We start from the raw sequence: 16,606 nt of genomic DNA, 5'->3' as shown, positions 1-16,606 counted from the left end.
GCCGGGAAAATTTCCCTTAATCATTTATGCGTTCTGAGGGGCAAGACATGGCACTGGCACATAACCTGGGTTTGGCGCGCATCGGCCACGATCGCGAACTGAAAAACGCCCAGGAAGCCTTCTGCAACGGTGAGCTCGACGAAGCCGGGCTGCGCGCGGTAGGCCGTGATCTGCGTGTCACCCACTGGCAGGAACAGAAAGACGCAGGTATCGACCTGCTGCCTGTGGGCGACTTCGCCTGGTGCGACCAGGTGCTCACCCACTCGTTGACCTTCGGCGTTGTGCCCGAGCGTTTGCGCAGCCACGACGGTGCCAAGCCAACCCTGCAAACCCTGTTCGCCATGGCACGTGGCCAGGAAATGACCCAGTGGTTCGACACCCACGCTTACTACCTGGCACCTGAGTTCAGCGCCGATCAGCAGTTCGCCCTGAGCTGGGAGCAGCTGTTCGAAGAGGTTGCAGAAGCCAAGGCCCTGGACCACGCGGTCAAGCCCGTGGTGATCGGCCCGCTGACCTACCTGTGGCTGGGCACCACCCAAGGCGCCGACTTCGACAAGCTGGAACTGGTCGATCGGCTGCTGCCGCTGTACGACGAAATCTTCAATCGCCTGGCCGCGCAGGGCGTCGAGTGGGTACAGATCGACGAGCCGATCCTGGTGCTCGACCTGCCGCAGGACTGGAAAAACGCCTACGAGCGCGTCTACAACATCCTGCAGCGCGCACCGCTGAAGAAACTGATCACCACCTACTTCGGTGGCCTGGAAGAAAACCTCGGCCTGGCGGCCAACCTGCCAGTCGATGGCCTGCACATCGACCTGGTGCGTGCCCCAGACCAATACCCCACCATCCTCGACCGCCTGCCCGCCTACAAGGTCCTGTCGCTGGGCTTGGTCAACGGCTATGACGACACGGCCGGCGACCTGGAAAAAGCCGTTACCGTCCTGCAGCACGCCGCCGAACGCCTGGGTGACCGCCTGTGGGTCGCGCCGTCCTGCTCGCTGCTGCACAGCTCGGTGGGCCTGGCCGTGCAGAAGTGCCAGCAAGTGGCCGTGCTGGCCAACGCCGTCAAAGCGCCAGAGGCTTTTGACGTGGCGGCTGCCTAACGCCTCCTTGCCGTGTGATGAGGTGCTTATAATGCCGGCTCGAAACGTACTCGACAGGGAGTGATGCGATGAGAGTTCTGGTAGTCGGCGCCAGCAAGGGGCTGGGCAAGGCCTTCATGGAAGGGCTGGGCAAGCCGGGCGATACGCTGATAGGTGTGTCCCGCTCGCGCCCCGAAGGGGTGGTGGTCGGCAAGGGGGTTGAGGTGCAGTGGATTGCGGCCGACCTCGGTCAGCCGGCTGCCGCCGTCGAGGCCGTTGCCCAGGCGCTGGCCGAGGGTGGGGTGGATACCCTCATCTACAACCTCGGGCTGTGGGAGGCCGAGGCGTTTTCAGAACACTACAGCTTCCTGGACGATCATGACCCAGAGCTGCAACGCATGGTCGACTGCAACATCACAGCCACTGTCCTGCTGATCAAGCGCTTGCTGCCGATGCTGCTGGAAAGCGAGAAACCACGGATTATCCTTACCGGTTCCACTTCAGGCCTGCCGCAGAGCGGGCGCCCTGAAGTGACGTTTGCTGCGTCCAAGTTCGCCCTGCGCGGGATTGCCGAGGCTTTGCGTGAGGGGTATCGCGAACAGCGCCTGGGTGTGACGTGCCTGAATTTGGGTTACCTGAACACCGAGGATGGCCTAAATGTGCCAATTGCCGACGCTGCGGCGCGGGGGGAGGGCGGGTTGATTCCGCTGCACGATGTGGTGCTGATGGTGCGGACGATGCTGGAGCTGTCGGCATCAAGTTATGTGCGCGAGTTGACCTTGCCGGCCATTGCCGATGAGCGGTTCTGAGTAAGCAGGCCTGGCCTCTTCGCGGGGCAAGCCCGCTCCCACAGGTAAAGCACAGCTCTCAAGGTTGTGCTTTAGCTGTGGCTCCCGCAGGTTAAGCACAGCTCTCAAGGTTTGTGCTTTAGCTGTGGCTCCCGCAGGTTAAGCACAGCTCTCAAGGTTTGTGCTTTAGCTGTGGCTCCCACAGGTTAAGCACAGCTCTCAAGGTTTGTGCTTTACCTGTGGGAGCGGGCTTGCCCCGCGAAGAGGCCGGGCCTGCTGGCATCAATGACTGATCAGCGCTCGATCGCCAACGCCACACCCTGGCCACCACCAATGCACAACGTGGCCAGCCCTTTCTTCGCATCACGCTTGATCATCTCGTGCAGCAAGGTCACCAGCACCCGGCACCCCGATGCCCCAATCGGGTGGCCCAGCGCAATCGCCCCACCATTCACGTTCACCCGTGCCGCATCCCATTCCAGCGCCTTGCCCACCGCCAGCGCCTGCGCGGCAAAGGCTTCGTTGGCTTCGATCAGGTCCAGGTCCGCCAGCTGCCAGCCAGCCTTGTCCAGGCAGCGCTGGGTGGCCGAGACCGGGCCGATGCCCATGATCGCCGGGTCTACGCCAGCACTGGCATAGGCCGCGATCTTGGCCAGCACCGGCAGGCCCAGGGCCTTAGCCTTGGTGGCGCTCATCAGCAGCACGGCGGCGGCGCCGTCATTAAGGCTGGAAGCATTGCCAGCCGTGACGCTACCGTCTTTTTTGAAGGCCGCGCGCAGCTTGCCCAGCGATTCGGCGGTGGTGTCCGGGCGGGGCTGTTCGTCGCGTTCGAAGACCTTGGGCTCACCCTTTTTCTGCGGCATCACGATGGGGGTGATCTCGTCCTTGAAACGGCCCGCCTCAATCGCGGCCACGGCCTTGCGCTGGGACTCGGCGGCAAAGGCGTCTTGCTGCTCACGGCTGAGGCCGTACTTATCCACAAGGTTCTCGGCGGTAATGCCCATGTGGTAGTCGTTGAAGGCATCCCACAGGCCGTCGGTAATCATGCTGTCGATCAGCTGGCCGTGGCCCATGCGCTGGCCCGTGCGCGCCGAAGGCATGACGTAGGGGGCCAGGCTCATGTTTTCCTGGCCGCCGGCAATCACCACCTCGGCGTCGCCGCAGCGGATGGCCTGGGCCGCGAGGTGCAGGGCTTTCAGGCCCGAGCCGCAGACCTTATTGAGCGTCAGCGCGGGCACGCTGAAGGGCAGGCCGGCCTTGATCGCGGCCTGGCGGGCCGGGTTCTGGCCTGCGCCGGCGGTAAGCACCTGGCCGAGGATGACCTCGTCGACCTGGGCGGGGTCCAGTTGTGTCTGTTCCAGCAGCCGCTTGATCACGGCGGCGCCGAGGTCGACGGCGGGCACTGTTGCCAAGGCGCCCTGGAAGCTGCCGATGGCGGTACGGGTGGCGGCGACGATGACCACGTCGTTCATGTTGTTGTTCTCCGTGCAATGGTGAGCGCCGCAAGGGCAGGATGCCGTCAGCATCGGTGGGTTTGGTTCATTTGTTAAGTTTGTTTTTCTTTTGGATTGATCTGGAAAACAAATGAATGACGCGGGCACGCTTGCGCTCTCCTGATCGGCAGCAGCACAGCATTCGCCGCCACCCAATGCACCACAGCCGATAAAAGCACCTGGCAAGACCCGGAAATCAAGACCGAGTACGAAGATTGAAGGCTGATGCCAACGAGCGCGCTTTTGAATCCCCCCGAATCACCCCGTAAGATGTGTCCGATAACCTGCGGGGGTAGTCTCACCCTCTGATCAATCGGAATCGCCCGTGGCGGCGCTTCCCTGGCATAAACCTGACGAGGTACAGACATTGGCCATCATTCATCCTAAGGTCCGCGGTTTCATCTGCACCACGACCCACCCGAAGGGCTGCGAGCTCAACGTCCGTGACCAGATCGAAGCCACCCGCAAGCTGGGCGTGCGCGAGGATGGCCCGAAGAAGGTCCTGGTGATCGGTGCTTCCAGCGGCTACGGCCTGGCAGCGCGCATTACCGCAGCGTTCGGCTTCAAGGCCGACACCCTGGGCGTGTTCTTCGAAAAACCAGGTACCGAGACGAAGGCCGGTACCGCTGGCTGGTACAACTCTGCCGCGTTCGACAAGTTCGCCAAGGCCGAGGGCCTGTACAGCAAGTCGATCAACGGCGACGCCTTCTCCGATGAAGCCCGTGCCAAGGTCATCGAGCTGATCAAGAACGAAATGGGCGGCAAGGTCGACCTGGTCATCTACTCCCTGGCGTCCCCGGTGCGCAAGCTGCCGAAGACCGGTGAAGTGATCCGTTCGGCGCTCAAGCCAATTGGCCAGCCGTACAAGTCGACCGCCATCGACACCAACAAGGACACCATCATCGAGGCCAGCATCGAGCCGGCTACCGAGCAGGAAATCGCTGACACCGTCACCGTCATGGGTGGCCAGGACTGGCAGCTGTGGATCGATGCCCTGGCCGGTGCCGACGTGCTGGCCGAAGGCGCCCGCACCGTGGCCTTCAGCTACATCGGCAGCGACATCACCTGGCCGATCTACTGGCACGGCGCGCTGGGCCAGGCCAAGCAGGACCTGGACGAAACCGCACTGCGCCTGGACCAGAAACTGGCCGGCGAAGTCAAAGGCGGCGCCAACGTGGCCGTGCTGAAGTCGGTGGTCACCCAGGCCAGCTCGGCTATTCCGGTGATGCCGCTGTACCTGTCGATGGTCTTCAAGATCATGCAGGAGAAAGGCGTGCACGAAGGTACCCAGGACCAACTGGACCGCATGTACCGTGATCGCCTGTACCGCGCCGATGGCGCTGCGGCTGAGGTCGACGAGAAAGGCCGCCTGCGCCTGGACGACTGGGAACTGCGTGACGACGTACAGAACGCCTGCAAAGCGCTGTGGCCGCAAGTCACCACCGAGAACCTGTTCGAGCTGACCGACTATGCCGGTTACAAGAAGCAGTTCCTCAACCTGTTCGGCTTCGAGCGCGCTGACGTCAACTACGACGAAGACGTGGCTACCGACGTAGAGTTCGACTGCATCGAGCTGTAACCACGGCTGAAAAGTCGGGGGCTGTACCGGCCTCTTCGCGGGGCAAGCCCGCTCCCACAGGGTATCCACTGAGCCAAAGAGCCGTGGAGACCTGTGGGAGCGGGCTTGCCCCGCGAAGAGGCCGGTACAGCCCCCGATTTTTTTGCTAGCGTTGGCGCACAACAACAGGATGTGCGCCATGAGCAGCCTCACCCAACCCGCCATCGCCTTTCGCCACACCGCAGCCGACGGCTACAGCCTCGGCGGCTTCTGCTGGCGCCACGCCCAGGCCAATCCCCAGCGCCCGCTGGTGATCATCAACGCCGCCACTTCGGTGCGTTGCCGCTACTACACGCGGTTTGCCGACTACCTGTTCGCCCAGGGCTGCGATGTGCTCACCTACGATTACCGCGGCATCGGCGAATCTCGGCCGCCAACGTTGCGTGGTTTTCAGGCGTCCTGGAGCGATTGGGGGCAGTTGGACTTCGAAGCCATGCTGACACACGCCGAACAGGCATTCCCCGGCCAGCCCATCGATGTGGTGGGGCACAGTTTTGGCGGTTGCGCAGTGGGGCTGGCGCCGTCTGCTGGCCGGGTCAGGCGGGTGGTGATGGTGGGCGCGCAGTTCGCCTACTGGCGCGATTATGCGGCGGATCAGCGCTGGCGCCTGTTCGGCAAATGGCATGTGGTGATGCCCTTGCTGACCCACGCCTTCGGCTACTTCCCCGGCAAGCGCCTGGGCTGGATGGAAGACACCCCGGCGGGCGTGGTGCACGACTGGACTACCCGTACGCCACGCTACGAGCACCGGCCAAGCGGGCGCAGGTTGCAGAGGGTGCCGTTTGCGCACGTCCGGGCGGCGACGCTGGCGATCAGCCTCACCGATGACCCATTCGGCACCGAGGCGGCGACAGAGCGGTTGCTAGGGTATTTGCAGGGGGCCGAGCGCCAGCACCTGCGCATTGCGCCTGTGGATATCTCGGTCGAGGAAATAGGCCATTTCGCGTTTTTCCATGACCGCTTTCGCGAGCGCTTGTGGCCGATTGCGCTGGCATGGCTGCAGTGCGGTGAATTGCCGCCGAACAGGCCGGGGCAGATCATCAGCTGATTGCCCCTCACAGGGCCTGGGCAATATCTGAGGCCTGTGCTGCCCCTGTAGGAGCTGGCTTGCCTGCGAAAGGGCCGCACAGCGGCCCCAGCAATCTCAAGCCTTGCGCGAAAGCGGCTGCGCGGTAAATTTCACACCCGCCAGGCCATGCTCGATCAGCGCCCGGATATTGCCATGGTCACTGCCCTCTGGCGTGGCCACGACATCGCGATAATGCTCACCAAAGGCCAGCAGGGCCTCTTCATCGCTCAAGCCTTCCAGCAGGGCCAGGCCCAGGGTCTTGCACGAGCCTTCGTTCTGCCCAGCGGCGTTTTCCACACCGCCGTTGTTGAAGGCCTGCGGCTGGTAGTTGTAGTGGGCGGCGATAAAGGCCAAGGTGTCGGCAAAGACGTGTTCGCCGCTGGCCAGGCTGGCGCGCAGGGTGTTCAGATCAGTCACGAGGTTTTCCTTTTTCGAACGCCGCTTGTTGTTCGGCGCTGGCTTCTTTCTGGTGTTGGGCTTTCCACTCGGCGTAGGGCATGCCGTACACCGCTTCGCGGGCGTCATCCAGGCTCAGGTCGACCTGACGCTCGTCGGCCGCGGCCTTGTACCACTTGGACAGGCAATTACGGCAGAAACCGGACAGGTTCATCAGGTCGATGTTCTGCACGTCGGTTCGTTTCTGCAGGTGTTCGACCAGGCGCCGGAACGCGGCGGCTTCGAGTTCGAGCTGTTGTTGCGGGGTCATGGGCTTCTCTCAGGTCATGCGATTCTTCAGGTGGCGGCCACCGTTGATGACCACCTGGCTACCGGTACTGTACTGGCTTTCGAGCAGGTATTTGACCGTCTCGATCAGCGGGCCGGCGCCGGGTTCGAATTCCAGCAGGGCCTTTTTCAAGGTCTGCTGGCGGTAGGCTTCATCGCCCCCTTCCTTGAGGATCAGCAGCCCAGGCAGGATACCGTTGACGTGCACCTGGGGCGCATATTTTTCGGCGAACGACAGCACCATGTTCTGCAGCGCGGCTTTGGTGGCGGCGTAGCCGATGTGGCTCTTGCTGCCCCGCGAAGACGTTTCGTCGCAGATGTGGATGATGTCGGCTTTGCCCGCGCTGCCGGCCTTGCCGAGCATCTCGCCCAGGGCCAGGTTGAGGTGGTAGGGCGCTTCGACGTGCAGGCGGAACATGGTGTCGAGGTTGGCTAGGCCATCGTCGAGCCACAGCGATGCGTTGTGAATGATCGCGCGCAAGCCGTCGTAGTTGCCTTGCAGGTAGTCGATAAGCGCCTGGCGGTCGGCGGCCAGGCACAGGTCAGCCTGGAACTGCACGATGTTGGGGTGTACGGACTGCGGCTGGAGGCTGCGGCTGGCACTGATCACAGTATGGCCGGCCTGGGCCAGTTCGAGGGCAAGGGCCAGCCCGACGCGCTGGCTGGCTCCGGTAACGAGAATTGGGCTGTTCATGTTCGGGGCGGTCAACTTGTCTGTCCTTTCGTTGCCGCCCAGCATACCCGAACTGTTTCCCTCTTGTAGACCAGCCCTCAGCGGCTGCGCAGCGCTGCTGGGGTGGGCGCAGCAGGGTTCAGCCAGCCGGCCAGCAAGCGGGTGGAGAGGGGGATGAACAGGTAGACCATCACTGGCGTCAGGGCCAGGGTACTGAGCATCACCCGTGGTACCAGGTCGAGGCCTGCCAGCCAATGGCCGAACAGCAGGTTGAACAGCAACGACACGGGGAAAAAGGCCAGCCAGATGGCGACGGCCTGCTTCCAGCGCGGCGGTTTTTGCACCGTATGGGTGCCAAACCAGTCATCGATACCACTGACACGCGCCTCTTTGGGGCGCTCGAACAGCCCGTTGCCACGTTGCAGCCAGGCCTTGCGCGAAGCGGAGTGCTCCCAGGCGTGCAGGGTAGGTTCGTCGCTGAAGCGGAAGATGATCTGGAATTCATCGCTGTCACGGGGTGGTGCCAGGATGCCGGAGCCGAGGTAGCCGGGGAAGTCGGTGGCCAGTTGCTCGCCTTCATGGAGCCAGGTCAGCAGGTCCTGGTAGCGGCCATGGGCGGCGCGGCGCGACACCATCAAGGTGACGGGTGGGGTAGACATCGTGTATCTCCTGGCGACGGGGCTGGCGGGTAGCTGGCCCCTTGGCTGCGTCGCCCGGGGTGGTGGGCGACGCCAGCGTGCATGCAAGAATCGGGCGCGAATTATCGCGATATTGCAATGTTCGGCAAGTGTTGGCTGGCAAACGGTTGTTAACCGGCGGCCTATGCTGTCGTAGTAACATACAGGTTCAACTTCGGCACACAGGGTACAAAGTGCAGATGAACAAACAGGGACGTAGCTCGGCAGTCGATGCGGGCCTGGAACATCAGGAGCTGTTCCCGATTCGGGAAGTCTCCCGACTGACAGGCGTCAACCCGGTCACCTTGCGCGCCTGGGAGCGTCGCTACGGCCTCATTCAACCAACCCGCACCGCCAGTGGCCATCGTCTGTACTCCCAGGCTGATATCGACGATATCCGCAGCATCCTGGGCTGGCTGGAGCGCGGCGTGGCGGTGAGCAAGGTGGGTAGCATCCTGGTGCGGTGCCAGGCGCAGGTGCAGCAAAGCAGCGACCTGATGAATGTGCGCCTGGCCTGGCAGCAGCAGATTCTCGAGGCGGTGCAGCGCTTCGACAGCGCGAGCCTTCACCGTTTGTTCGATCAGGTGTTAGCTGGCCATCCCCTGGATCAAGTGTTCGGCGATATCTTCATGCCGGTGTGGCACGACCTGGCAGCAGGCCAGGGTGGTTACGGTCCGCGGGCCTTTGGGCAGGCCAGCGCATGGCTGTTTCTGGATCAGTTCTTGCGCGGGCGAGTGTTCGTGCGACTTCAACTGGCGCGCATGGCCCGCAGCCGCACGGTGTTGCTGGCACCCTTGCCGGGGCCATGTCACGAACTGGAGCTGCTGGTGACCGCCTTGTTGCTGGGCAGCGACGAGGTGGGGGTGAGCTTGTTGGCGCCTGGGCAACCCCTGCAGGAGCTGATGCTGATCTGCGAGCGTCTCAAGCCTGATGCCTTGGTGTTGTTCTCCAATCAGGCGCCCACCGTGGAATTGAGCAAACGCCTCGAGCGCTTGGTGGTTGGCCTGGAATGCCCGTTATTGCTTGCCGGTGAAGTGGCCGAGCTGGCCCAGGACAGCCTGGCAGGCAGCCCGGTGGCCTGCCTGGGGGCAGAGAGCAGCGTGATGCGTCAGCGGTTGCGGCAGTTTCTGGCCGGTCAGCTCGACACCTGACTGTGCAGCTCTGGGTGCGCCTGACGATGGGCTTGCAGGATATAGCCGCGCAGGCGCTCGATTTCTTCGACCGGGCTGCGGCTTAAATCGTAGGCCGCCAGGTCAGGGCCAATGCGTCGGCGCAGCACCCCGTGCAGCTCGATGGGGGCAATGCCGGCCGGTGCGAAATGCAACTCGAAACGTGCAGGGGCTTGCGCCAGGTCGCGGATCTCGACCAGCGCGCCCTTGAACGAAATTTCGCGAACCCACAGGCCGCTCGGCTGATCGTGTGTATCCAGCAACGCGCTTGGTTGGTCCATGGACAAGCGCCATGGGCGTAGCATCGGGCCGTCTTCGTAGATTTCCGGTGAGCCCAGCTGCAGGTGCAGGGCATGGAACTCGTCTTCCACCAGTTGCAGCGGAAAGCTGATCTGCTGGTTGTTGAACTGCGCCTGCAAGGTTACCTGCTCGTTGGCCACCAAACGGGTGAGCAAGGTCTGGATCCGGCGGTCGCCATTGACCAGCAGGCTGGACATCGAGTCAGCCAGGTTCAGTTGTGGCGAATGCTGCATGTTCTGTATGAAATCCAGCTCGTCCTGGGTCAGGAGCGCATCTGCTTGCATGATCGAACTCGGAGGTGGCGATTTCTTCAACGGGATTGACCGTGCGTAGCGCGTTTGGTTCAGGAGCGTAGGTCGTTTTTCGGACGCGCGCACATTTCGGCCAGTTCGCGTTCCAGCTCGACCTGGCGGCTGACGTCCTTCTGGATACCGATGAAGTAGGTGCGTTGGTCGGCGTCGCTTTTCACCGGTGTGATCGACAACTCGTTCCAGAACGCGCTGCCGTCTTTGCGGTAGTTGCGCAGCACCTCTCGGCATGGCCGGCCTTCGGCCAAGGCTTTGCGAATGCGCGCACGGCCGAGCTGGTCGCGGTCACTGCCCTGCAGGAAGCGGCAATCCTGATAAAGAATGTCGTCACGGGTGTAGCCGGTCAGGCGTTCGAAGGCGGCGTTCACGTAGATCAGGATGGTGTCTTCGCCTTCCTGTTCAGCGACCACGATCCCGTCATTGGACGCATCGACCATGGATTGCAGCAGTTGCGCGTTGATCATGTTCGGGCCATTGGGCGAAGAGGCAGGGGGGCTGGTACTTAGGTAGGGGCGGCCTTTTGCCAGCGTTGAATGCTAGTATCCTACGTTTTCACTCAGTTTCGGAATCCTCTTCCCGATGAAAGTCGCCATTATTTCCGGGTCGGTGTACGGCACCGCCGAAGAAGTCGCCCGTCATGCCGAATCGTTGCTCAAGGCCGCAGGTTTTGAGGCCTGGCATGCTGCACGTGCCACCCTGCAGGACCTTGAAGGTTTTGCACCGCAGGCTTTTCTGGCGGTGACTTCGACCACCGGCATGGGCGAGCTGCCGGACAACCTCATGCCGCTGTATAGCACCCTTCGCGATACCTTGCCCGCCGCCTGGCGTGGCCTGCCGGGCGCGGTGATTGCGTTGGGCGACGCCAGTTATGGCGATACCTATTGCGGCGGCGGCGAGCAGATGCGTGAGTTGTTCGCTGAGTTGGGGGTACGTGAAGTGCAGCCGATGCTGCGCCTGGATGCCAGCGAAACGGTGACCCCGGAAGCCGATGCCGAACCGTGGTTGGCAGAATTTGCCCAGGCGCTGAAGGCCTGACGCGTGTAGGAGCGGCGCAAGGCCGCTCCTACAGGTCAGCGCTGCACCTCACACTCACGCAACAACGCTAGCCACGCCTGCGCCGCCCGTGACAGGTACGCCCCCCGCCGCCAGATGAATGCGATATCCCAACGCAGGTCGTCCGGCGATTGCAGCGCCAAGCGCACCACCCCAGGGCGCTCCAGCGCCTTTGCCACCACACGGGGCAGCAACACCACGCCTTGGCCGGCTGCCACCAACGCCACCAGGAAGTCGGCCTGGCCACTGCGCCCGCCTTCTTTCGGGGTAAAACCCTGCTGCTGGCAGGCCTTGAGCAGCCGGTCATTAAGCACGAAGCTGCGCTGATACAGCAAAAAAGGCGTATCGGCCAGTTGCCGCAAATGCACGCCAGCCTCCCCAGCCAGCGCATGCCCGGCCGGTAGCAGGGCATCGAGTGGCTCGTTGCAAAAGGGCTGGAACGCGAACGCTTCGTCACTGGGCGTCAGGCTGCCACCGAGCTCCAGCTCGCCGCTGCGCACCGCCTGCTCGACGCTGCGGCTGCCGCCTTCGAGCAATTGAATCGAGATGTTGGGGTAGCGTCGCCGGTATTCAGCGAACAGACCGGCGAACAAGGCGTCACTGCCCAGTATCGGCAAGCCCAGGCGCAATTCGCCGCGTGCCATCTGGCCGAGGTCATCCAGTTCGCTGAGCAATGCCTGGCGCTGGCGCAACAACGCTTCGCCGCGCTCTAGCACGATGCGCCCGGCGGCGGTCAGGTGCAGCTGCGAAGCCTGCCGCTCAAGCAGTGGCTGGCCTACATCTTGCTCCAGCTGAGCCACTTGCTTGCTTACCGCCGACTGGCTGATGTGCAGGGTCTGCGCCGCCTGGGTAAAGCCCCCGCGGTGCACCACTTCGATGAAGCTGCGCAGTTGTTTGAATTCCATGGTCGCAATTCCGTTTTGGAATGCTGATCAGTCTAACAATTCGCTTCTGGCCTAGGCAGGCAAATCTTAAAATGAGGGCCTGTCGAGGAAGTACCCCCATGAAACCCGCGTTAGTGAAAAAAGCCCTGCGCCTGCTCGTCGAGCTGGCGATCCTGTTTGCCTTGTTCCTGCTCGGTGGCCAGCTGGCTGTGTGGCTCGGCTGGCCCATCCCCGGTGGCGTGATGGGGCTGGCGCTGCTTCTGCTGCTGTTCGCCAGCGGTGTGGTCAAGCCGGCCACGTTGCAGCTGGGCGCCGGCTGGCTGATGGCAGAAATGCTGCTGTTCTTCATTCCGGCGCTGATGAGCCTGCTCGATTACGGCACCCTGGTGCGCGAGGAAGGCTGGCGCATCCTGCTGGTGATTGCCGGGAGCACGCTGATGGTCATGGTGGTGACTGCGCTCACCGTCGAACTGGTGTGCCGCTGGAGGCTGCGCCATGAGCCTTGAACCCATGCCGCTGTTCTGGCTGGCGCTGACCCTGCTGGCCTACCTGGGCAGCCGCTGGCTGTACCGGCGCAGCGGGCGCTACCTGCTGTCGCCGCTGATCCTGGTCCCTGCGCTCCTGCTGGCGGTGGCCGTGCCGTTGCACACCGCTTATGCCGAGTACGCGCGCAACACCCATTGGCTGATGGGCGTGCTGGGCCCGGTCACCGTGGCATTCGCGGTGCCCATCTGGCAGCAGCGGGCTATGTTGGCGCGCCACTGGCCGGCATTGCTGATGGGTATGCTGGCCGGCAGCACCGCTTCGATCGCCAGCTCCTGGGGGCTGGCTCACCTGTTGGCGCTGGACAATGCAATCAGCCTGTCGCTGGTGCCGCGCTCGATCACCACGCCGTTCGCCATGCCGCTGGCCCACGACCTCGGCGGCGTGCCGGAACTGACCGCGGTATTCGTGATGTTCACCGGGGTACTTGGCGCGATGTTCGGCGGGGTGCTGCTGCGTTGGTTGCCCTTGCGCACACCCTTGGCGCGGGGTGCGTTGTTCGGGGTCGGGGCGCATGGTGCTGGGGTCAGCAGGGCCCAGGAAGTGGGCCGCGAAGAAGGCTCCGTGGCCGGCTTGGTCATGGTCCTGACCGGGCTGCTGAACCTGTTCGCCGCACCGCTGCTGGCCATGCTCCTCTGACCGTTCGTGCCACTGACTCGCAAGGTCATCAAGCTGGCTGGCAACGCAAGTTTCAGCCCATGGGCGGCTGGCTAGACTCTGCCTCGACACAGAGAGCACATGTAAGTGCCGAGGTGACATGCAATGAGCGCAGCCTTGCCCTATTCCGTCAACACAACTTCACCGGGACCGATCTGATGCCTTTGGCCGAGATTCCATTGTGCGTCTGGCGTACCCGGGGACAGAGTTTCAGCTTCCGGGGCCAGAGCATCCGCTACTGGACCGCAGGGCAAGGAGAGCCCCTGCTTCTGTTACATGGCTTCCCCACTGCCAGTTGGGACTGGCACTACCTGTGGGCGCCGCTGGCCCAGCGTTTTCGGCTGATCGCCTGCGACATGCTGGGCTTTGGCGACTCCGCCAAACCGGTCAATCACGCTTACAGCCTGATGGAACAGGCCGACCTTCAGCAAGCGTTGCTCGCCCACCTCAAGGTCAACCAGCCTGTGCACCTGATGGCCCATGACTACGGCGGCAGCGTGGCCCAGGAGCTGCTGGCGCGGCACCACGAACAGCGCGCGGACATCGCCAGCTGCGTGTTTCTCAACAGTGGGCTGTTCCCCGAAAGCTGCCGCATGCTGCTGATCCAGAAGCTGCTGCTCAGCCGCCTGGGCTGGTTGGTAGGGCGCTCGTTCGGGCGTGACGACCTGGTGCGCAACGTGACCCAGGTTTATGGCCCCTGCACCCACCCCAGTGAAAGCGCACTGGACGATTGCTGGAGCCTGATCGCCGCCAACCGCGGCACGCGCATTTTGCACAAGCTGGCCGGCTACTGGCCGGAGCGCACCCTGCACCGCGAGCGTTGGGTGGGCGCGTTGCAACGTGACGGGGTGCCCTTGCGCTTCATCAACGGCGTGGTCGACCCGGTTTCCGGTGCGCGCATGGTCGAGCGTTACCGGCAACTGGTGCCGGAGCCCGATACCGTGCAATTGCAGGGTATTGGCCATTACCCGCATACCGAAGCACCGATGCAGGTATTGCGGCATTACCTGGCCTTTCGTGAGCAGCCGCTGAGTTTTTTGCAGTGCCTGGCATGAGTTTTAGCGCCATACCCTCGGCGTCCCTAACGCTATCACCTAACAACCACTAGGCAAAAAAAAGGCCGCTGCAATCGCAGCGGCCAATCGAGACGTTAGATCAAGGAGCTTCAAAATCTACGTCGGTGAACCTCGCGGGCCTGAAGGGCGGGGGGGTAGTGCCCTTCATGCCGGCCAGTGAGTTAAGAATAAGCGCTTGATCCTGTAGGAAAAATAGCCGCTTACGACATTCACCTTTACGTTTCGGGCAACAGTGGCCACCCGCTCACCCTTCAGCCGCGTACCCCATCCGCCAACTGGTATCACGCGCTGCAGCCAGCAGCCGCTGCGCCGCAGGACCGTGCTCGTCGGCATGGAAAATCGACGTCGGGCCGACCACGGTCATCACCGCAGCGATCTGCCCCAGAGCGTTGAATACCGGTGCAGACAGCGCATCCACACCCGGCATCAACAGGCCATGCACATGGTGCAGGCCACGTTCACGGATGCCCTCCAGCACGGCCGCATAATCGCTGGCGCTGTGCTGCAGCGCTGCCAGCTCCCGGTCGCGCAACTCGTCAGTTTCGCGTGCCGGCAGGTAGGCGGCGAACACCAGGCCGGTGGACGAACTGAGCAGCGGCAGCACCGACCCGATCTGGGTAACCACCGTAACTGCACGCACAGCAGGCTCGATGCTAACCACGGTCGCACCCTGATTGCCCCAGACGGCAATGAAGCAGCTCTCGTTCAACTCATCGCGCAGCTGCGACAACGGCAGCGCCGCAATCTTCAGCACATCGATGCTGCCCAATGCCGCCAACCCCACGCGCAACGCCTCACGCCCCAGGCCATAGTGGTTGGTGGCCGCATCCTGTTCGGCAAAGCCGCTGGCAATGAGCGCCTGCAGGTAGCGGTGCACCTTGCTGGCGGGCATCTGCACATGCTCCGCCAGGCGTGACAGCGACGTGGAAGGGGAGAGTTCGGCGAGTGCCTTGAGGATATCGGTGCCGACTTCCGCCGAGCGGACCTTCTGCTTGCCGTTATCGGTGGGTGAGCTGGCTTTGGCCATGGGCATAGGTATCCGGATTCGTCGAGTCGCGCCTTTATAGCTTGACGCCTTGCCCGTAGCAAATTACGTTATTCGTAATCTGATTACGATAAAAACAATGCAGACGTGCTGCCACCCCAGCAGCCAGCTGCCAGCAACGGCTCTGCCAGAGCCCGGAGGCATCGATGAACCGCGACACGTCCCCCGACCTTCACTACCTGAGCGGCTTCGGCAACGAGTTCGCCAGCGAAGCACTGCCAGGTGCATTGCCGGTCGGGCAGAATTCGCCGCAGAAAGCCCCCTACGGCTTGTATGCCGAACTGCTTTCGGGCACGGCGTTCACCATGACCCGCAGTGAGTTGCGCCGCACCTGGCTGTACCGCATCCGCCCGTCTGCACTGCACCCACGCTTCGAGCGCCTGGCACGTCAGCCGCTGAGTGGGCCGCTGGGCGCCGTCACCCCAAACCGCCTGCGCTGGAACCCGCAACCCATCCCTGCCGAGCCCACCGATTTCATCGAAGGCTGGGTGCCGATGGTGGCCAACGCGCCCGCAGATAAACCGGCGGGCGTGAGCATCTACATCTACAGTGCCAACCGCTCCATGGAACGGGTGTTCTTCAATGCCGACGGTGAACTGCTGCTGGTGCCGGAACAGGGCCGCCTGCGCATCGCTACCGAGCTTGGGGTCATGGACGTCGAGCCGCTGGAAATCGCTGTGATCCCACGGGGCATGAAGTTTCGCGTCGAGCTGCTCGATGGCCAGGCGCGTGGCTACCTGGCCGAAAACCACGGCGCGCCGCTGCGCATTCCGGACCTCGGGCCCATCGGCAGCAATGGCCTGGCCAACCCGCGTGACTTCCTCACGCCGGTGGCGCATTACGAAGAAGCCGAGGGCCCTGTGCAACTGGTGCAGAAGTTCCTCGGCGAACACTGGGCTTGCGAGTTGCAGCATTCGCCGCTGGACGTGGTCGCCTGGCATGGCAGCAACGTGCCCTACAAATACGACCTGCGCCGCTTCAACACCATCGGCACGGTCAGCTTCGACCACCCAGACCCGTCCATCTTCACCGTGCTGACGTCGCCCACCAGCGTGAATGGCCTGGCCAACATGGACTTCGTGATCTTCCCGCCGCGCTGGATGGTGGCCGAGAACACCTTCCGTCCGCCATGGTTCCACCGCAACCTGATGAACGAGTTCATGGGCCTGATCCAGGGTGCCTACGATGCCAAGGCCGAGGGTTTCCTGCCGGGCGGGGCTTCGCTGCACGGGGTGATGAGCGCCCATGGCCCCGACGCCGAGACTTGCGACAAGGCCATCGCCGCCGACCTCGCGCCGCACAAGATCGACAACACCATGGCCTTCATGTTCGAGACCAGCCAAGTGCTGCGCCCGAGCCGCCATGCGCTCGAATGCCCGCAATTGCAGGCCGACTACGATAGTTGCTGGGCCACCTTGCCGAGCACCTTCAACCCGAACCGGAGATAA

Annotated in this window: 18 protein-coding genes and 2 pseudogenes; 11 read left to right on the top strand and 9 right to left on the bottom strand. The window is 63.1% G+C overall.

Annotation, left to right across the window (positions count from 1 at the left end; all coding sequences use genetic code 11):
• Positions 1-47: 47 nt before the first annotated feature.
• Together HU750_RS07040 and HU750_RS07035 are read left to right on the top strand one after the other, a co-directional pair.
• Positions 48-1,100 (top strand): annotated as a pseudogene (locus HU750_RS07040) (5-methyltetrahydropteroyltriglutamate--homocysteine S-methyltransferase); the annotation flags it as partial.
• Positions 1,101-1,171: 71 nt separating this feature from the next.
• Positions 1,172-1,891 carry an SDR family NAD(P)-dependent oxidoreductase gene (locus HU750_RS07035; protein ID WP_186677924.1) on the top strand — a complete coding sequence of 240 codons (720 nt, stop codon included), beginning with the start codon at positions 1,172-1,174 and terminating at the stop codon, positions 1,889-1,891.
• 272 nt (positions 1,892-2,163) lie between these two features.
• On the opposite strand, the gene HU750_RS07030 is transcribed toward HU750_RS07035, so the two are convergent.
• On the bottom strand, positions 2,164-3,342 hold the full coding sequence (locus tag HU750_RS07030; protein WP_186677912.1) for an acetyl-CoA C-acetyltransferase: 1,179 nt from the start codon (positions 3,340-3,342) through the stop codon (positions 2,164-2,166).
• 141 nt (positions 3,343-3,483) lie between these two features.
• Here HU750_RS07030 and HU750_RS27400 point away from each other — a divergent pair.
• The 3 genes and pseudogenes from HU750_RS27400 to HU750_RS07020 form a co-directional block, all read left to right on the top strand.
• Positions 3,484-3,558 (top strand): annotated as a pseudogene (locus HU750_RS27400) (PepSY domain-containing protein); the annotation flags it as partial.
• A 172-nt stretch (positions 3,559-3,730) separates the two neighbouring features.
• Positions 3,731-4,942: an enoyl-ACP reductase FabV gene (fabV, locus tag HU750_RS07025; protein ID WP_186677994.1), complete on the top strand. Its 1,212-nt coding sequence runs from the start codon at positions 3,731-3,733 to the stop codon at positions 4,940-4,942.
• 178 nt (positions 4,943-5,120) lie between these two features.
• Positions 5,121-6,029: an alpha/beta hydrolase family protein gene (locus tag HU750_RS07020; protein ID WP_186677909.1), complete on the top strand. Its 909-nt coding sequence runs from the start codon at positions 5,121-5,123 to the stop codon at positions 6,027-6,029.
• Between the two features lie 96 nt (positions 6,030-6,125).
• On the opposite strand, the gene HU750_RS07015 is transcribed toward HU750_RS07020, so the two are convergent.
• The 4 genes from HU750_RS07015 to HU750_RS07000 are packed head-to-tail and all read right to left on the bottom strand — an operon-like array spanning position 6,126 to position 8,105.
• Positions 6,126-6,467 (bottom strand): HopJ type III effector protein, encoded by a 342-nt coding sequence (locus tag HU750_RS07015; protein ID WP_186677906.1) that lies wholly within the window; start codon positions 6,465-6,467, stop codon positions 6,126-6,128.
• Positions 6,460-6,756 (bottom strand): DUF1244 domain-containing protein, encoded by a 297-nt coding sequence (locus HU750_RS07010; RefSeq protein WP_027595249.1) that lies wholly within the window; start codon positions 6,754-6,756, stop codon positions 6,460-6,462. The genes HU750_RS07015 and HU750_RS07010 overlap by 8 nt, the downstream gene beginning before the upstream one ends.
• Positions 6,757-6,765: 9 nt before the next feature.
• Entirely contained in the window at positions 6,766-7,512 is a 747-nt protein-coding gene (folM, locus tag HU750_RS07005; RefSeq protein ID WP_186677903.1) for a dihydromonapterin reductase, read from the bottom strand.
• 32 nt (positions 7,513-7,544) lie between these two features.
• On the bottom strand, positions 7,545-8,105 hold the full coding sequence (locus HU750_RS07000; RefSeq protein ID WP_027595251.1) for a putative antibiotic biosynthesis monooxygenase: 561 nt from the start codon (positions 8,103-8,105) through the stop codon (positions 7,545-7,547).
• A 218-nt stretch (positions 8,106-8,323) separates the two neighbouring features.
• Between HU750_RS07000 and HU750_RS06995 the strand changes: the two genes are divergently transcribed.
• Positions 8,324-9,274 (top strand): MerR family transcriptional regulator, encoded by a 951-nt coding sequence (locus HU750_RS06995; RefSeq protein WP_186677901.1) that lies wholly within the window; start codon positions 8,324-8,326, stop codon positions 9,272-9,274.
• Here HU750_RS06995 and HU750_RS06990 read toward each other — a convergent pair.
• Positions 9,259-9,876 (bottom strand): hypothetical protein, encoded by a 618-nt coding sequence (locus tag HU750_RS06990; RefSeq protein ID WP_027595253.1) that lies wholly within the window; start codon positions 9,874-9,876, stop codon positions 9,259-9,261. The genes HU750_RS06995 and HU750_RS06990 overlap by 16 nt on opposite strands.
• Positions 9,877-9,935: 59 nt before the next feature.
• Positions 9,936-10,364 (bottom strand): PAS domain S-box protein, encoded by a 429-nt coding sequence (locus tag HU750_RS06985; RefSeq protein WP_027595254.1) that lies wholly within the window; start codon positions 10,362-10,364, stop codon positions 9,936-9,938.
• A 115-nt stretch (positions 10,365-10,479) separates the two neighbouring features.
• Here HU750_RS06985 and HU750_RS06980 point away from each other — a divergent pair, with 115 nt between their 5' ends.
• Positions 10,480-10,935 carry a flavodoxin gene (locus tag HU750_RS06980; protein ID WP_186677899.1) on the top strand — a complete coding sequence of 152 codons (456 nt, stop codon included), beginning with the start codon at positions 10,480-10,482 and terminating at the stop codon, positions 10,933-10,935.
• Between the two features lie 35 nt (positions 10,936-10,970).
• On the opposite strand, the gene HU750_RS06975 is transcribed toward HU750_RS06980, so the two are convergent.
• On the bottom strand, positions 10,971-11,858 hold the full coding sequence (locus HU750_RS06975) for a LysR family transcriptional regulator (RefSeq protein WP_186677897.1): 888 nt from the start codon (positions 11,856-11,858) through the stop codon (positions 10,971-10,973).
• A 98-nt stretch (positions 11,859-11,956) separates the two neighbouring features.
• On the opposite strand from HU750_RS06975, the gene HU750_RS06970 reads away from it, so the two are divergent.
• From HU750_RS06970 to HU750_RS06960, 3 genes are all read left to right on the top strand, one after another.
• Positions 11,957-12,343, top strand: a complete 387-nt coding sequence (locus tag HU750_RS06970; protein WP_186677895.1) for a CidA/LrgA family protein — start codon at positions 11,957-11,959, stop codon at positions 12,341-12,343.
• Positions 12,333-13,019: an LrgB family protein gene (locus HU750_RS06965; protein WP_027595258.1), complete on the top strand. Its 687-nt coding sequence runs from the start codon at positions 12,333-12,335 to the stop codon at positions 13,017-13,019. The genes HU750_RS06970 and HU750_RS06965 overlap by 11 nt, the downstream gene beginning before the upstream one ends.
• Positions 13,020-13,195: 176 nt before the next feature.
• Positions 13,196-14,092, top strand: a complete 897-nt coding sequence (locus HU750_RS06960; RefSeq protein WP_186677893.1) for an alpha/beta fold hydrolase — start codon at positions 13,196-13,198, stop codon at positions 14,090-14,092.
• A gap of 265 nt (positions 14,093-14,357) precedes the next feature.
• Here HU750_RS06960 and HU750_RS06955 read toward each other — a convergent pair whose 3' ends face one another.
• Complete coding sequence (locus HU750_RS06955; protein WP_027595260.1) at positions 14,358-15,140, bottom strand: IclR family transcriptional regulator; 783 nt, start codon at positions 15,138-15,140, stop codon at positions 14,358-14,360.
• Positions 15,141-15,304: 164 nt separating this feature from the next.
• Here HU750_RS06955 and hmgA point away from each other — a divergent pair, with 164 nt between their 5' ends.
• Complete coding sequence (gene hmgA / locus HU750_RS06950) at positions 15,305-16,606, top strand: homogentisate 1,2-dioxygenase (RefSeq protein WP_186677891.1); 1,302 nt, start codon at positions 15,305-15,307, stop codon at positions 16,604-16,606.

Source organism: Pseudomonas sp. SWRI50 (assembly GCF_014269095.1).
GTDB classification, from domain to species: Bacteria; Pseudomonadota; Gammaproteobacteria; order Pseudomonadales; family Pseudomonadaceae; genus Aquipseudomonas; species Aquipseudomonas kermanshahensis.
The sequence above is the reverse complement of the archived record's forward strand: the minus strand, read 5'-3'. Positions and strand labels throughout refer to the sequence as shown.

Coding starts and splice junctions, on each gene's coding strand:
- HU750_RS07035 (WP_186677924.1), top strand. CDS start 1,172: ATGAGAGTTCTGGTAGTCGGCGCCAGCAAGGGGCTGGGCAAGGCCTTC.
- HU750_RS07030 (WP_186677912.1), bottom strand. CDS start 3,342: ATGAACGACGTGGTCATCGTCGCCGCCACCCGTACCGCCATCGGCAGC.
- HU750_RS07020 (WP_186677909.1), top strand. CDS start 5,121: ATGAGCAGCCTCACCCAACCCGCCATCGCCTTTCGCCACACCGCAGCC.
- HU750_RS07010 (WP_027595249.1), bottom strand. CDS start 6,756: ATGACCCCGCAACAACAGCTCGAACTCGAAGCCGCCGCGTTCCGGCGC.
- folM (WP_186677903.1), bottom strand. CDS start 7,512: ATGCTGGGCGGCAACGAAAGGACAGACAAGTTGACCGCCCCGAACATG.
- HU750_RS07000 (WP_027595251.1), bottom strand. CDS start 8,105: ATGTCTACCCCACCCGTCACCTTGATGGTGTCGCGCCGCGCCGCCCAT.
- HU750_RS06995 (WP_186677901.1), top strand. CDS start 8,324: ATGAACAAACAGGGACGTAGCTCGGCAGTCGATGCGGGCCTGGAACAT.
- HU750_RS06990 (WP_027595253.1), bottom strand. CDS start 9,876: ATGCAAGCAGATGCGCTCCTGACCCAGGACGAGCTGGATTTCATACAG.
- HU750_RS06985 (WP_027595254.1), bottom strand. CDS start 10,364: ATGATCAACGCGCAACTGCTGCAATCCATGGTCGATGCGTCCAATGAC.
- HU750_RS06980 (WP_186677899.1), top strand. CDS start 10,480: ATGAAAGTCGCCATTATTTCCGGGTCGGTGTACGGCACCGCCGAAGAA.
- HU750_RS06975 (WP_186677897.1), bottom strand. CDS start 11,858: ATGGAATTCAAACAACTGCGCAGCTTCATCGAAGTGGTGCACCGCGGG.
- HU750_RS06970 (WP_186677895.1), top strand. CDS start 11,957: ATGAAACCCGCGTTAGTGAAAAAAGCCCTGCGCCTGCTCGTCGAGCTG.
- HU750_RS06965 (WP_027595258.1), top strand. CDS start 12,333: ATGAGCCTTGAACCCATGCCGCTGTTCTGGCTGGCGCTGACCCTGCTG.
- HU750_RS06960 (WP_186677893.1), top strand. CDS start 13,196: ATGCCTTTGGCCGAGATTCCATTGTGCGTCTGGCGTACCCGGGGACAG.
- HU750_RS06955 (WP_027595260.1), bottom strand. CDS start 15,140: ATGGCCAAAGCCAGCTCACCCACCGATAACGGCAAGCAGAAGGTCCGC.
- hmgA (WP_186677891.1), top strand. CDS start 15,305: ATGAACCGCGACACGTCCCCCGACCTTCACTACCTGAGCGGCTTCGGC.